This window comes from Myxococcus sp. MISCRS1 (assembly GCF_026626605.1).
In the GTDB taxonomy this organism is placed as follows: Bacteria; Myxococcota; Myxococcia; order Myxococcales; family Myxococcaceae; genus Myxococcus; species Myxococcus fulvus.
Genome location: NZ_JAPNKB010000001.1, coordinates 1,827,974 through 1,842,755, shown reverse-complemented (window position 1 = coordinate 1,842,755; position 14,782 = coordinate 1,827,974). Strand labels below are relative to the sequence as shown.

9 protein-coding genes are annotated in these 14,782 nt (G+C 72.0%); 5 read left to right on the top strand and 4 right to left on the bottom strand.

Going from position 1 to position 14,782, the window contains the following annotated elements:
* Positions 1-48: 48 nt before the first annotated feature.
* Entirely contained in the window at positions 49-2,055 is a 2,007-nt protein-coding gene (locus tag OWM54_RS07025) for a hypothetical protein (protein ID WP_223752213.1), read from the bottom strand.
* A gap of 344 nt (positions 2,056-2,399) precedes the next feature.
* On the opposite strand from OWM54_RS07025, the gene OWM54_RS07020 reads away from it, so the two are divergent.
* Positions 2,400-3,893 (top strand): hypothetical protein, encoded by a 1,494-nt coding sequence (locus OWM54_RS07020; RefSeq protein WP_223752214.1) that lies wholly within the window; start codon positions 2,400-2,402, stop codon positions 3,891-3,893.
* A gap of 60 nt (positions 3,894-3,953) precedes the next feature.
* Positions 3,954-5,315: a TAXI family TRAP transporter solute-binding subunit gene (locus OWM54_RS07015; RefSeq protein WP_267696977.1), complete on the top strand. Its 1,362-nt coding sequence runs from the start codon at positions 3,954-3,956 to the stop codon at positions 5,313-5,315.
* Here OWM54_RS07015 and OWM54_RS07010 read toward each other — a convergent pair.
* A complete protein-coding gene (locus OWM54_RS07010; RefSeq protein ID WP_267696976.1) occupies positions 5,251-6,018 on the bottom strand; it encodes an RNA polymerase sigma factor in 768 nt (255 codons plus the stop codon). The genes OWM54_RS07015 and OWM54_RS07010 overlap by 65 nt on opposite strands.
* 214 nt (positions 6,019-6,232) lie before the next feature.
* Between OWM54_RS07010 and OWM54_RS07005 the strand changes: the two genes are divergently transcribed.
* Together OWM54_RS07005 and OWM54_RS07000 are read left to right on the top strand one after the other, a co-directional pair.
* Entirely contained in the window at positions 6,233-7,798 is a 1,566-nt protein-coding gene (locus tag OWM54_RS07005) for a sigma 54-interacting transcriptional regulator (protein WP_267696975.1), read from the top strand.
* Positions 7,799-7,885: 87 nt separating this feature from the next.
* A complete protein-coding gene (locus OWM54_RS07000; RefSeq protein ID WP_223752218.1) occupies positions 7,886-8,380 on the top strand; it encodes a hypothetical protein in 495 nt (164 codons plus the stop codon).
* A gap of 11 nt (positions 8,381-8,391) precedes the next feature.
* Here the strand turns inward: OWM54_RS07000 and OWM54_RS06995 are convergent, their stop codons facing one another.
* Entirely contained in the window at positions 8,392-12,435 is a 4,044-nt protein-coding gene (locus OWM54_RS06995; RefSeq protein WP_267696974.1) for a protein kinase domain-containing protein, read from the bottom strand.
* A gap of 329 nt (positions 12,436-12,764) precedes the next feature.
* Here OWM54_RS06995 and rsgA point away from each other — a divergent pair, with 329 nt between their 5' ends.
* The gene (gene rsgA / locus OWM54_RS06990) at positions 12,765-13,853 is read left to right on the top strand and encodes a ribosome small subunit-dependent GTPase A (RefSeq protein WP_267696973.1); all 1,089 of its coding nucleotides are present in this window, start codon (positions 12,765-12,767) and stop codon (positions 13,851-13,853) included.
* Positions 13,854-14,266: 413 nt separating this feature from the next.
* Here rsgA and OWM54_RS06985 read toward each other — a convergent pair whose 3' ends face one another.
* Entirely contained in the window at positions 14,267-14,773 is a 507-nt protein-coding gene (locus OWM54_RS06985) for a hypothetical protein (protein ID WP_223785072.1), read from the bottom strand.
* Between the last annotated feature and the right edge of the window lie 9 nt (positions 14,774-14,782).

Here is a 14,782-nt window from a genome sequence, read left to right as displayed (position 1 = left end):
CGCCCGGAGTCATCCCTCTTCCGGGCGGAAGGGCCCCGCGCGAGCATCTCAGCGCGACTGCAGGCGCAGGTTGTCCAGGGCCACGTCGGGGTGGCCCTCGGGCAGGTCGACGAAGAACGCGACGGGCTGCGCGGTGCCCAGCTGGAAGTTGGCGCGCACCCGCTTCGCCACCGCGTCACACGGCATGCGTGGCTCCCGCCCGTCGGCGGTGATGAAGCCGCACATCATCCCCCGCGTGGCGCGCGACGTGTCGAAGGCCACGGCCCAGCCGCGCCCCGGCACGAGCGCCTGCCGCGTCGCCACCCACCGCTGTCCGCCGCGAAGCAGCGACGCGAAGCGCGAGGTCTCACCCCGGGTCCACGTGGCCGGCACCGGCACGGACGCTCCGGGCTCCAGGATGCCCACCCCCACGCGCTGCGAGCGGTACTCGAAGCCCTGGGCCAGCGTGTCGGAGACGACGACCCACTCCGTCACCGCGGCGGCGCCGGAGTCCGCCTCCAGCGAGAGCTTCAGCGTCTGCGTGCCTCCGCTGGTCGCGACGAAGGTGGTGGCGACGAGCCCCGCGGCCTCGCCCGGACGGCTCTGGGGCCTGGCTCCGCGCAGGAGCGTCTGGCCGCCCAGGGTGAGGGTGACTCGCGGCGGCGTGGCCTCCAGCGCGCGGACGCGGACCGACACGCGATAGCTCATGCCGGAGACCACCCGCGCGGGCGGCAGCGAGAGGGGGCTGCTCCGCCCGACGGGCACCAGCGGCTCGTTGGGGAAGCGCACGCGCTCCCAGGCGGAGCACGTGGCCTCGACGCAGGGCCAGGGCTTGGGAAAGGCCTGCGGCGTGAGCGGGGCACGGCGCAATAGCCAGACATCGTGCTCCAGCCACAGGTGGAGGTTGGGGAACAGGCCGGGCGATTGGGCATCGCAGACATCCGAGGCGCTCCTCGACTCCACGAGCTTGCGCGTGAAGGCCAGCCGCGCGTAGCCCAGCCCCGCGTCTCCCGGGCCGCGCGCGGTGCGCTCGGGGTCCTCGCAGAGGAAGTCGTAGTCGTGCGCCAGGAACACCCACGAATCCCACACGGCCACGGGCCCGAGCAGCTCCTCGGTGCCCAGCGCCGTGTTGCGCTGGGTGATGCCCGCGCCCGAAGAGCCGTGGCAGCCATGCAGCTCGGTGAGACGAGCGTCCGTGCCCGTCGACGTCACGCCCAGCGAGACGCGGGGGCGGCCGGAGGGGGACCACGGCGTGGAGCGCAGCGGCAGCAGCTGGTGGGCGTCGTAGTAGTGGTAGTTGAGCGTGGGCTCGTGGCCGGCGTAGCGCGTGTAGTGGCGCCAGAGGTCGGAGCCCCGGTCCGCGGGGATGGTGTAGACCTCGTGGGTCCACGACATCGAGACGGGGAGGCCCTCGCCCTCGGACCCGGCCACGCCCAGGTAGTCATAGCGACAGCCGGGGCTCGAATCTCCGCAGTCGAGCAGCGCGGTGTCCGCGCGGGGGAAGGCCGCGGGGCAGCGGTAGTCGCCATACGGCCCTCCGCAGCGCGCCACCACGCGGCAGCCGTAGGACGTCGTGCTGTAGCCCGGCCCCAGCGGTGTCTTGCGATAGCGCGGGAAGGTGCCCGACAGGCTCCGCGCAGTGGCCTCCCAGCCCACCTCGTCGCTGCGCATGGGGTCATACATGCGGACCTCGAGCAGCTGGTTCGCGGGGGACCACACGTTCGTGGCATCCACGCAATGCGCCGCGGTGATGGCCCGGCGCGGTGAGATGAACGTGACACCACACGTGTAGCGCAGCGGTGTTCCATCCAGCCCCAGGACAGGGGCGTGCGTCCCCGGGCGCAGCATGGGGACGAACACCGTCCCATGGCTGAGCCGGCTGCTGGCCAGCGCGCCCGAAGGGCCGAGGTCCACGCGGTAGTAGTCCTGATAGGCCCACTCCACGCGCTGGTCCACGGCCTCCCCCCCGGATGTGTCGGGTGACTCCAGGTGGCCGCCGCAGCCGACGAGACAGGTCATCAGGATGGCCAGATGAAAGCTCGCGCGGACGCGCACGGCGCGTCGTGTCGTGTCCATGAATGTTCCCCCCTCGATGACCCGGCGCGGCGTCCCCTCTCCGCGCGAGTGCTGGTGTCACCGGCACCCCGCATCATGCTGTGCATCTCCCCCGCCCAGAGCCCGCACGACCCGCCCGCGCGTCTGTCGCCCGTCCCACCTTGGAGGTGTTTCACGTCTTCGGGATGGCACTGCTCCCGCGTCACCCCGTGTGCGGGTTGGCGTGGATTTATGCCAATGAACAATGTATAAACGTGTAATCACGGCATATCTTGCCAAGTCGTGATTCCGGCAGGGGCCGGAGTTGCTCATCCCTGGCAGGGGGCGCGGCCGTCCGCGCGGGTGTGAGAACGCGAATGCAACGCATGTTTGAAATGCGCCAGGGAAGCTGGCGCGTGGGAGTGGTGTGCGCGCTGTTGGCCTTGGGTTCGGCGTGTGGGGACGCGGCGGTGGAGCCCGAGTCACCGGTGCCCGAGGTGGTGGAGGCGGACCCGGCGCGTCATCCGGAGCGTCGTGGCATCGGCATGTTGCCGTTGCCGAGCGGGCCGTCGGCGATGGCCATCACGGTGGACCCTCGGGCGTCGCTCATCGTCACCGAGGACGCCATCGTGAGGAACTTCACGCTGCTGCGGGTGATGACGCAGCTGGTGACGCAGTCGGGGGTCGCGGGCCTGACGCCGCTGGCGCTCTTCCAGGACTGGTGGAGCACGCAGGCGCCCCCGGGCTGTCTGCCCGTCTTCAACACCTTCCCCTTCGAGTGTCCGCGGCCGGAGTCGAACCAGGCGTTCGTCAACCCCTTCATCAACCCGGGCACCAACCCCGACGAGTACATCCCGCTGGCGCTGGTCAACCGCTTCGACCTGGCGCCGGTGTCGGGCAGCGACTGCGGTGAGTACCGCATCGTCTTCGGCAAGCGCTCGGGCATCCCGGGCGGCGGCAATCGCAACCTGCTCATCTTCGAGGCGGTGCTGCCCAACCCCAACCCCGCCGCGGGCCTCAATGGCTGTCAGCCGGTCGCCAACTTCTGGGCCTCGCTGACGGGGATGACCACGCTGTCGTCCCGCATCGCCGCGCTGCAGGGCTTCTACTTCAACGGCCTGCCGGGCGCGGGCGTCATGCCGGTGGTGCACATCGACAACTACGGCAACCGCTCCGGGAGCGTGGCGACGGGGCAGGTGCGCACCAACCAGTTCATCGGGCGGCCGTGGACGCTGCGTGAGTTCAGCGTGCGCCGGACGATGTGCGGCGCCACCCCCTGCCAGCTGCGCTTCGTCCCGGTGACGGTGAAGGTCAACCCGGGTGGGACGCTGTTCAACCCGGCGTCCGGCCACGCGCTCGCGCCCACGTTCCAGGGCTCGCTGTTCCCCGGACAGGTGCCCGCGCTGGCCGTCAATGACATCAACCTGTTCAACAACACCATCCCGGACGCGTTCAACAGCGGGCAGAGCCACGTGGGGGTGTTCGAGAACCAGTACGTCGCGCAGTTCGGCCCCGGCCCCAGCCCCTTCCACACCAACGTCCAGGCGGCGATTGCCGCGGCGGGCAGCACGCTGACGCCGCAGCAGGTGGTGGCGCGCTCCATGGCGCTGTCGTGCGCCGGCTGCCACGAGAACAGCAACGGCGCGAACCTGGGCGGCGGGCTCGTCTGGCCTCCGTCGGGCGGCTTCGTGCACGTGGGTGAGCAGTTCGACCCGCTTTCGGGGGTGTTCGGCCCGCGCTACCGCATCTCCCCGGCGCTCACCAACGTCTTCCTGCCCCACCGCAAGGCGGTGCTGGAGACGTTCCTGAACGCCTCGTGCGGGGATGCCACGTGCCAGCCGTGGGAGACGACCACCGTCTGCCCGGCTGACTGCCCGTAGTCCTCGGTCCACCAAGGTTCGGATGTGGGCGCGGAGGCATGTCTATACTCCGCGCCCACCATGACGGCGGACTCCCTCAAGCAGCACCTGCGGCGCACGCTCCGGCGGGATTTGTGGCTGACGCTCACCCCCGCGCTGCTCCTCATCGGCGTCGCCTTCGCCGCCGCGTTCCACTTCATCAAGCCCGCGCCGCCCAAGACGCTGGTTCTGGCCATGTCCCAGGACGAGGGCGGCTTCCGCTACTACGCGCGGAAGTACCAGGACTTCCTGGCCAGGCACGACATCAAGCTGGAGCTGCGCTCGACGAAGGGCTCCATCGAGAACGTGGCGCTGCTGGCGGACGAGTCCTCGGGCGTGGACGTGGCCTTCGTGCAGAGCGGCACGGTGGCGGGGGAGACCGCGGGGAACGTGGTGTCGCTGGGCAGTCTGTCCTACGTGCCCCTGTGGGTGTTCTACCGGGGTGAGCCCCTGGAGGACGTGCGCCAGCTCAAGGGCCGCAAGGTGGCGGTGGGGCCGGAGGGCAGCGGCACGCGTGCGCTCGCCATCACGCTCTTGAAGGCCAACGGCATCGACGAGGCGCCCACGGAGCTGATGCCGCTGGAGCGCGAGGCCGCCATCGAGCAGCTCAAGCAGGGGACGGTGGACGCCATCTTCCTCATCTCTCCGGCCGAGTCGCCCGCCATCCACCGGCTGGCGGCGGTGCCCGGCATCCGGCTGTTGAGCTTCACGCGGGGCGCGGCGTACGCGCGGCGCTTCCCGTACCTGTCGCGGCTGGTGTTGCCCCGGGGTGTGTTCAACCTGGCCTCGGACGTGCCGGCCGAGGACGTGGTGGTCATCGCGCCCACGGCGAACCTGGTGGCGCGCGACTCGCTGCACCCGGCGCTGGCGTATCTGCTGATGCGCGCGGCCAGCGAGGTCCACGGCAAGGCGGGCCTGTTGGACGGCGCGGCCGAGTTCCCCGCGCCCCGCGAGACGGGCTTCCCGCTCAGCGATGAGGCGAAGCGCTACTACGAGGCGGGGGTCCCCCTGCTGCAGCGCTACCTGCCGTTCTGGGCCGCCAACCTGGTGGACCGGCTGTGGGTGATGCTGGTGCCCATCATCGCGGTGGTGGTGCCGCTGTTCCGGGCGGTGCCGGCGGTGTACCAGTGGCGCATGCGCTCGCGCATCGTGCGTTGGTATGCGCGGCTGAAGGAGATTGAAATCCAGCTCGATGAGAACCCCGGGCAGCAGATGCTCGAGGACATGCTCAAGCGCCTGGAGGAGGCGGAGCGCGAGGTCAATCGCATCCCCATGCCGCTGGCGTACGCGGAGAACCTCTACTTCTTCCGCGAGCACATCGAGGTGGTGCGCCGTCGCCTCATCCGTCGGCTCTCCGGTGGGCGGGACGGGGCGGACGCGCACGCGCACTCCGCCAGCGCGTAGTCGGCTCGGACCTCGCGCGGGGCGCTCGCGTGGGCGCCACGCCCGGGGTCGTGGGGGCGCGAGGTGTCGGCCCCGGCTCGGGGCTCCACCCGCCCGGCGCCGGCGACAGCCCCGCGCCCGTCACGCGCGTAACGGGGGCACGGGGGACTGGCCCCCTCTGCGTGCTTCGGTCGACGCCTCCCGTCATGGCCACGCGCAGCACCTGACAGGCGCGCATCAGGCGCCGCCGCGTGTTCACGTGGGTGAGCCCGAGCTGTGCGGCCATGGTGCGTCCATCCAGGTCCCGCTCGAAGCGCATGACGCAGGCCTGGCGCAGGGCTTCCGGCAACTGGGAGACGTGGCGCCACAGGAGCCGGGCCCGCTCGCGCTCGAGCAGGAGGTGCTCGGGCGAGGGGGCGTGGAGGGGGGCCGTGGCCTCGGTGCACGTGTCGTCGGTGAGGTCGTCCGCGCGGCGGGCCCGTGCGCGGTGCTGGTCCACACAGGTGTTGTGGAGGATGCGCGTCAGCCAGGCCTCGGGGTTGTGGAGGCGGTGGGACTCGCGGGGCCAGGCCTCCGCGGCCCGGAGCATCGCGGCGCCCAGCGCGTCCTCCGCGTCGGCGTGGTTGCCTCCGAGCTGGCGCACGCTCCTGGCGAGGAGCCTCGGTTGGTGCTGCCGCCACAGCTCCCAGAAGCGGGTCGACGTCGTTTCGTTGAGAGTCTTCACCGTGGGCTCACCCCTGCGTGTGAGGCCCCCTTGAGCAACGGCCATGCCCACGCCTGTCCCTCGGACGGCGGCGCCCGGAAGCGTGGACTGGCATGTCAGCGGCGGGCGCTGACATGTCAGCCGAAGGCCCGGGGAGGCTGGCGTCAGACTCGACCCGGGCCTCCTCGGTGTAGCCTGGAGGAGAACCCCGGCTCCGGCGCCGAGCGTCCCCCTCATGTCGCAGCGATTCCTCGATGATGTCTCCACCGCCAGCCCCCCGCGGCGTGGCGGCGACTCCCAGTCCGCGCCCCTGGCGCCGGCGCTGACGCTGGTCTCCCATCCGCTCGCGTCGAGGGTGGGGGAGCGCTACGTGATGGAGGCTTTGCTCGCGGGGCGTGAGGTGGCCCTGTCGCGCAACGAGCCGCTCTTCACGCGCGTGGGGGAGGGGGTGGGGCGACCGCTGGCGGACCCGTTCCTGAGCCGACGTCCGCTGCGCTTCCTGCCGCGTCCGGAGGGCGGGCTCCGGCTGGAGGTGGACGCGGAGGGCACGTCCGTGGTGGTCGGAGGTGTGCCCGGGGGGGCGTGGGATTTCCGGCCGGAGGTGCTCGCGGCGGGGGTGACGCTGGAGCTGGGCGGGCGGGTGGTGGTGCTGCTGCATCGCGTGGCGCTGGACGCGGAGCGCTCGGCGGACACCCTGGGCATGGTGGGGCAGAGCCTGGCCCTGGGCCGCGTGCGCACCCGCGTGCGGCAGGTGGCGGACCTGGAGGTGCCGGTGCTCGTGCGGGGGGAGACGGGCACGGGGAAGGAGCTGGTCGCCCGGGCGCTCCATCAGCGGAGTCCTCGTCGCAGGGGGCCGTTCATCAGCGTCAACCTGGGCACGCTGGCACGCGAGCTCGCGGCCTCGGAGTTGTTCGGCGCGCAGCGCGGGGCCTACACAGGTGCGTCGCAGAGTCGCGAGGGGTTCTTCCGCGCGGCCCATGGCGGCACGCTCTTCCTGGACGAGGTGGGGGAGGCTCCGCCGGAGGTGCAGGTGGCGCTCTTGCGCGTGCTGGAGACGGGGGAGGTGTTCCCGGTGGGGTCACATACGCCCGTCGTCACGGACGTGCGGCTGGTCGCCGCGACGGACGCGCCCTTGGAGGAGCTCATCGAGCAGGGGCGGTTTCGCGCACCACTGTTGCATCGGCTCTCCGGTTACACGCTCCAGATGCCGGCGCTGCGGGATCGGCGTGAGGACATCGCGCTGCTCTTCCATCACTTCGCGCGGCTGGAGCTGGAGTCGCTGGGCGAGGCGTGGCGGCTGGAGCCCGAGGACCCCTACGCGGAGCCGTGGCTGCCCGCGTCGCTGGCGACGCGGCTGTTGGACTTCGAGTGGCCCGGCAACGTGCGCCAGCTTCGCAACGTGGTCCGGCAGCTGGTCATCAGCAGTCGGGGGCAGCCTCGGCTCCAGGTGGATGCGTCGCTGGAGGCGGAGCTGGGCTCCGGCAAGCGCGAGGAGCCCGTGGCGCTGACGCGCCGCAAGCCGGCGGAGGTGTCGGAGCGGGAGCTCCTGGAGGCGCTGCGGGAGTGCTCGTGGGATTTGAAGGGCACGGCGGAGCGGCTGGGCATCACCCGGGCGTCGCTCTACAACCTGGTGGACCGCAGCCCGCATATCCGCACGGTGAAGGACGTGAGCGCGGAGGAGATCTCTCGCTGCTTCCACGAGTGCGCGGGGGACCTGGACGCGATGGTGCGACGGCTGGAGGTCTCCCGGCGCGCGCTCCAGCGGCGGGTCCGTGAGCTGGGGCTCGGGCCCGCCGAGTGATGGCGTCATCCGGCGTGGCGGGCTCTCGCGGCCACGCTCCATTCAGTCGAACGACGTGAGGAGGCTCGCGTGATGAAGTTGCATGGGATGGCAGTCGTGATGTGGCTGGGAATGGGGTGTGCTCCGGAGCAGGCCGCGCCCGAGGAGGTCCTCGAGACGGGGGCGCAGGCGCAGGACGTCGAGTGTTCCAAGCTGCGGGAGGTGTCTTGCACCTTGGTGCACGGACTGTGTCCGAAGATCGCGCCGGACGAGGTGTGCACCATCACCATCGGACGGGGGCCGGAGCCGGTGACGCCCGCCTTCTCCTGCATCCATCGGAGGCAGTGGCTCAAGCTCCGGCTGGCTGAGGACGTGTCGCACGCCACCATCCACTTCGACGGTGACCCCTCGGGTCACCTGTTCGAGGGGGAGCCGTCGGACATCGTCAAGCTGGACTCCTGGTACAGGCCTTCGTGGTGCGCAAAGGTCTCGGCCAAGGCGTGGTGGATGGACTATCCCTTCCGGGTGTCCTCGGGCACGGGAGAGGGCCAGCCTGGAGAGCTGGAGGTGGTGAGGGATCCAGGCGAGCCCGAGGAGGGGTGAGGACCGCTTGCTCAACGCGGTGAGGTCGTGAGCAGGGGCACCCAGGTCCGCCCGAGTCGAGGGCGGGCCACCAGCGCGCGCGACAGGGCCTCACGGGCCCGCGCTTGTTCATCGAGGGGCTGCGTGGGCGATGAGCGCACGCGCAGGAGTTCCAGCGCCGCATGCAGTGCGCGCGCCTCGAGGTCATCGGGGCGCACCTTCAGCACCGCGGATGCATGCGCGAGGCCTCTCTCCAGCGCGTCGCCTGGGGAGGCATCGGCGAGATGTCGGGCGAGGGCGTGGTCCATGAGGAGTCGCGCGAGCGCGAGCCGGTCGTCATGGGGACGCGCGCTGAGGGCGAGCACGGCTTCGTGCGCCTGCGCCGCCTCGGTGAAGACCGCCTCTTGTTCCCGCGGGAGGCCGGAGGGCGGAGGGCTCGCGATGAGGGGGGCTGTGCCTCGTGTCCCTCGCCATACGAGCGCCCTCAGGCGTCGGGCCTTCGCCACATAGCGCAGGGCTTCCTCATCGCGGGGATTGCGCGTGACCGCTTCGCGCAGCGCGAGCTCGGCGGCTTCGAGCGGGTGGACCACCTCAAGGGCGTCCCGCGGATTGCGCTGGGCCGCGTCGCGAGCAGCAGCCTCGGGCGAGTGGTTCGCAGCATGCTCATCGCGTGGAGCGCGCGTTGCCGCGCCTTGCACCGCATCTTCGCCCGGGTGGTTCGCAGCATGCTCATCGCGTGGAGCGCGCGTTGCCGCGCCTTGCACCGCATCTTCGCGCGCGTGGTTTACCGCAGAGGCCTCGCGTGGAGCGCGCGTTGCCGCGCTTTGCAAGGCATCTTCGCGCGCGTGGTTTACCGCAGGGGCCTCGCGTGGAGCGCGCGTTGCCACGCCTTGCACCGCATCTTCGCGCGGGTGGTTTACCGCAGAGGCATCGCGTGGAGCGCGCGTTGCCACGTCGCGCAGGGGGGCCACGCGTGCGTGGCTGAACCCCAGGCCGCGCTCCCACGCGTACGTCGCGAGCAGCAGCTCGGCGTGGCCCAGGTTGGCCCACGCGGTCGACAGCTCCGGCTGGAGCGCGAGCGCCGCCTGGGCCTCGCGCTTCGCGGCCTGGGCGTCCTCGCGCGGGTCCTCCCCGAGCTCCAGCCGATACGCCGCGCGAGCCGCCAGCGCCTCCGACAGGTTGCTGTACGTCAGCCCCTGTTTCGGCGCGAGCGCGCGAGCCCGGACGAAGGCCTCGCGGGCCTCGTCGACAGCAGGGAAGGGGGATTCTCCTCGCTGCCACGCATCGCGAGCACGCTCCAGGTGCACCAGCCCCACGCCACCGTGGAGCTGCGGCACCTCGGCGTTGAGCGCGAGCGCGCTTCGATACGAACCGAGCGCCGCGTCCAGCGCGGACCGTGCATCCTTGCCCGAGTCACGCGCGCGCGCCGCGCGGAGCGCATGCACCTGCGCTTCGTAGAAGTGGCTGACCAGGTTGCGCGGGTTGAGGCTCCGCGCCTTCTCCAGCGCCTCCCGGGCGCGCTCCAGATCCTCATCCGCCGTGGTGCTGCGCGGATTCGACGCGCGCTTGAACCAGGCGCTGCCCAGGTTGATCCACGCATCCGGCAGCGACTCGTCGATGCCGATGGCGGTGCGGTACGCCTCGATGGCGCGCTGCCGGTTGCCGAGCGAGTCCTCGCCCACCGCGTCCTCATGGTCCGCCCAGACCTTGAAGATGAGCCCCAGGTTGGCGTGATAGTCGTAGCCGCGCTCCCGCGGCGCCACCCCTTCGAACGCCTCGATGGACTGACGCAGCAGCGCGCGAGGGTCCTCGCTGCGCGCCTGCCGCAGCCGCGCCTCCTGCCAGAGCACCAACCCGAGCGCCTGCCGCGCCTCGCTGCGATTCGGCTCCACCTCGAGCGCCGCGCGCGCCGCCTTCAAAGCGGCCTCCAGTGGCGCCCGCACATCCCCACCCTGTCTGCCGCGATACTCCGCGAGCCTGCGATGCAGCATGGCCTTGCGAACCAACGACGGCACATGCCGAGGCGAGGCCGTGAGCCCGCGCTCCAACGCCTCCAACGCCCGCTCCAGGTGGGGCGTCACGTCCCCCTGGCCATACATCCCCATGCGCAGCGCCACCTGCTCCACACCCGCGAGCGCCAGGTGCGCCTCCGGCAGACTCTCCGCGAGCGACGCGGCCCGGGCATGCGCCCGTCGCGCCGCGTCCAGGTCCTCCTGCGCGGACTCGCGCCGCCCCGCATCCCAATGACTCGTGGCGCGCGCCACCAGCACGTCCCCCCGCAGCAGCGGCGCCTCGAAGAACCAGGGCAGCCGCTCACCCAACGCATCCAGCCGCTCCAACGCGTCCGCGTAGCGCTCCTCGTGGTACGCGAGCAGCGCCGCGACGTACTCGGCGGGGGGCAGGTCCACGTCGCCGCCCTTCCTCAACCACTCCAGCGCCGGCTCCCGATACTGCGCCACCAGCGCCTTGCGTCGCCCCTGCCGCTCCAGCGCGGGCAGGTGCTCGGACGCGCGCAGCTGCTCCTGGTAGATCTGCCCCAGCGCGAGCGCCAGCGCGCACGCGACGCGAGGCGTCCGCGTCCCGTGGTGCCACGCGGCCTCCAGCGCCTCCTTCGCGCGCCCGGGCTCCCCCATCGCCAACCAGCCCCGTCCCAGCGCCTCGTTGCCCGGCCCCAGCGCGCGCTCGCCTCCCGCGCGCATCTCCCGAGCGATGTCCTCCAGGCGCGCCTCCAGCGTGCGCCGCTCCTCCCGCGTGTCGTGCAGCCGCGCCAGGGCGGTGTACCGGGCGCGGGCCTCCACGTGCTCGGCGAGCTCGGAGAAGCGGCGCGCAAGATGTTCGCGCACGTCCGCCTCGCGTCGGGCGAGCACCGCCTGCACCCCTGCAAGCAGCAACACCAGCCCCACCACCGCCGCCAGCGTCAGCCCCCGCCAGTGCCTGCGCGCCAGCCGCGCCATCCGGTAGCCCGGCCCCGTCGAGCGCGCGAGCACCGGCGCCCCATCGAGGAAGCGCCGCAGGTCCTCCACCAGCGCCCGCGCCGAGTCGTACCGGCCCCCGCGCTCCTTCTCCAGGCACTTGAGGACGATGGCCTCCAGGTCCGCGGGCACCTCGGGCGCCAGCGCGCGCGGAGGCCGGGGCTCCTCCGTGGGGATGCGGCTGAGCACCTCCAGCGCGTTGCTCCCGGGCACGGGCGCCTGGCCCACCAGGAGCGCGTAGAGCGTGGCGCCCAGCGCGTACACATCCACGCGACGGTCCAGCCGGCTCACCTCGCCGCGCGCCTGCTCGGGCGCCATGTAGTGCGGCGTGCCCAGGATGGCCCCCGTGGCGGTGACGCCTTCGCCCGGCGCCCGCGCCAGCCCGAAGTCCATGACGTAGGGCTTCCACTGTCCGTCGGCCGTGCGCTCCACCAGGATGTTGGACGGCTTGATGTCGCGGTGGATGAGGCCGGCCCGGTGCGCCGCGTGTACGCCCTCGGCGGCCTGCGCCAGCAGCAGCGCCTTCTGCTCGACGGAGAGCTGGCTCGCGACCTGGTGGAGCGGCAGGCCGTCCACGTACTGCATCGCGATGTACGCGCGCCCCTGGACCTGGCCCACCTCGTAGACCTTGCACACGCGCTCGTGCTCCACGCGCGCCTGGGCCTGCGCCTCCGCCACGAAGTGCCTCACCCGCCCGGGCTCGTCGTCCTTCACGAACTTGAGCGCCACGAGCCGCCGCAGCACCAGGTCCTGCACCAGGAAGACGCGCCCCATGCCGCCCTGGCCCAGGAAGCGGATGGGCGCATAACGCTCCCAGCCCGGCACGGGGAAGGGGGGCTCGGCCTCCAGGGCCGCGGGCTCCAGCGGGCGGGGCGCCCCGACCTGGACCGTGGGCGGGCCCACGAGCGCTTCCTGGAGGGCGGCCCGCGAGGCGCTCCGGAGGGAGGCGAGGGTGGCCTCGGACAGTCGCCCCCGGGCATGGAGCAGGTCCAGGGGGCCTTTCTGCTCGCGCTCGACGGCCGCCCGCAGGGACTCCACCTCGTCGTCGGCCAGCAGGCCCTCGAGGAGCACCGCTCGCAGCTCCGCCTCGTCGTCCTCGCGCATCGGTGGTCCCCGGGCGCGCGCGCGTCCGGGCCCCGCCGGAACGCCGTGCGGGGAGGGTTGTACCACCCCGCCCCCGACGACATCCCGTGCAGGCGCCGGGCTGGATTGATATGCAGGGAGCGCCGGACGGCGATGGACGCCGCCCCGCCCGGTCCCGGAGGGCCCCATGTACGCCGATATTGATCTTGCCGCGGTGGGAGTCCCGTTCGCCCGGAGGACGTCGGCCTGAACAGGCCGACGTGAAGGTCCGTCACAGCGCGGTCCTCGCTCCGGGTGCCCTGACGAATCCAGGTGCGCCGCAGGCACCGCCTTGTCCGGAGTCCTTCTCAGTGTCTCTCGAAACTTTTGGTTGGGGGCCCCAGCTGGCCCAGGCTTTCTCCCTCCTCGTCGAGTCGTCCCCTCTTCCCCTCGTCCCCGGCCGCGTGGTGCGCCAGGCCCGAGGGCTGCTCACCGTCCAGACCGCGGAGCGCACCCTGCTGGCGCGCACCGCCGGCCGGCTGCTCCACCAATCCTCCAGCGCCGAGTCCCTGCCCACCGTGGGTGACTGGGTGGCCCTCCAGCTTCCTCCGGGCGAAGGGGAGGGCATGCTCCACGCCGTGCTCCCCCGCAAGAGCCTGCTCGCGCGCCGCGAGGTGGGACGCGAGAGGGAGGTGCAGCTCATCGCCGCCAACCTGGACGTGGTGCTCCTGGTCGCCGGCCTGGACGGGAACTTCAACCCCCGCCGCATCGAGCGCGCCCTCACCCTGGCCTGGACGAGCGGCGCCTCCCCCGCGGTGCTGCTCACCAAGGCCGACCTCCATGACGACGCCGACGCCGTCGTCGAGGAGGTCTCCGCGCTGGCCCCCGGCGTCCCCGTGCTGGCCCTGAGCTCCAGGACCGGCGAGGGGCTGGACGCCGTGCGGGCCCTCATCCCCGAGCACCGCACCGGCGCCCTGCTGGGCTCCTCCGGCGTGGGCAAGTCCACCCTCGTCAACCGCCTGCTGGGTGAGTCGCGCCTGGCCACGCAGGAGGTGCGCTACGAGGACGACAAGGGGCGTCACACCACGACCCACCGCGAGCTGTTCCGGCTGCCCCACGGGGGGCTGCTCATCGACGGCCCCGGCATGCGCGAGCTGGGGCTGCTCGGCGAGGAGGAGAAGGCGATTGAGCAGGCCTTCACCGACATCCTCGAGCTCGCCGAGGGCTGCCGCTTCCGCGACTGCACGCACCAGCGTGAGCCCGGCTGCGCCGTCCGCGCCGCCGTCCAGTCCGGGGCCCTCCCTGAGCAGCGCCTCTCGAGCTTCGAGAAGCTGCAAAAGGAGAAGGCCTTCCAGGCGCGTCAGTCGAGCACCGCGCTGCAGAAGGAGCAGCGGCGCATCGACAGGAGCCGCTCCATGCAGGGTTGGGAGAACACCCGCGCCAAGCGCCGGCGGGACTGAAACCCGGACCGAAAATTCGCCGTAAATCCTCCACTCAAGGATTCCGATGGGCCGCGTTTGGATATTTCGAAAGGTGGGGACACCCGGGCAGAGCCTGGATGTCCGAGGGCTTCGGGCGCTGAGCGTCCGGGCAGGTGGGTGGGGGGAGTGTCCGGGGGAATCACCGGCACTCGGGTTTTCGAACGTCCGACGTTCGAGGGGGGAAGAGGCGCGCCGGGGGGCTCGCCTCGGACCTTTTGAGGGGGCGCCCCTGGGGAGGGGCGTGGCTTCCGGAGGGTGCGCCGAGGGGCGCGCTCACGCTGGACCGGAGGTACGAATTCTCGCAGTCCTTCATACGGCGGGGAGCGCGTCGAGGGGGCGCGCTCCCCGCGGTTCTTTTCAGGGTCCTTCTTCGGACCCGCCCGCGTCGTGGACTACTTCGTGTCCGACGAGGGCATCATCTTGATGCGCTGGCCCTGGTCATCCGTCACCACGGAGCCGTCTGCCTTCTGCTGCTCGGTGGGCTGACCGACGGCGAAGCTGGCCACCTTCGTCAGGGGCACGCCCTGGAAGATGCCGCTCACCGTCACCACCAGGTGGGAGCGTCCGGCGCCCGGCGCGAAGGCCACGTCCAGGTTCGTGACGGCCGCCTTCTCCACGCTCACGCCCGTCACGGGCGAGGTGCTGCTGGTCACCTGGAGCCCGTCGACGCCGGAGACCTCCACCCGGACATCCTCGCCGGGGACCTGGAAGCGCAGCGAGACGGTGGCGCTGGTGTCGGACACCTTGGCGCCCACGTCCACGGGCGCGCTGAGCTTGGCGGTGGAGCCCGGGTGGTCGGCGCTGTCCGCCGGGGTGCTGCTCTTCGCCGGAGAGGTGCAGGCCAGGGGCGCCATCAGCGCCAGGAGGCCGGAGAGGACCGCGGAGGCAATGCGATTCATGGGTGCTCC

Excerpts from the sequence above, each read along its gene's own strand:
- OWM54_RS07025 (WP_223752213.1), bottom strand. The coding sequence starts at position 2,055 with ATGGACACGACACGACGCGCCGTGCGCGTCCGCGCGAGCTTTCATCTG.
- OWM54_RS07020 (WP_223752214.1), top strand. The coding sequence starts at position 2,400 with ATGTTTGAAATGCGCCAGGGAAGCTGGCGCGTGGGAGTGGTGTGCGCG.
- OWM54_RS07015 (WP_267696977.1), top strand. The coding sequence starts at position 3,954 with ATGACGGCGGACTCCCTCAAGCAGCACCTGCGGCGCACGCTCCGGCGG.
- OWM54_RS07005 (WP_267696975.1), top strand. The coding sequence starts at position 6,233 with ATGTCGCAGCGATTCCTCGATGATGTCTCCACCGCCAGCCCCCCGCGG.
- OWM54_RS07000 (WP_223752218.1), top strand. The coding sequence starts at position 7,886 with ATGGCAGTCGTGATGTGGCTGGGAATGGGGTGTGCTCCGGAGCAGGCC.
- OWM54_RS06995 (WP_267696974.1), bottom strand. The coding sequence starts at position 12,435 with ATGCGCGAGGACGACGAGGCGGAGCTGCGAGCGGTGCTCCTCGAGGGC.
- OWM54_RS06985 (WP_223785072.1), bottom strand. The coding sequence starts at position 14,773 with ATGAATCGCATTGCCTCCGCGGTCCTCTCCGGCCTCCTGGCGCTGATG.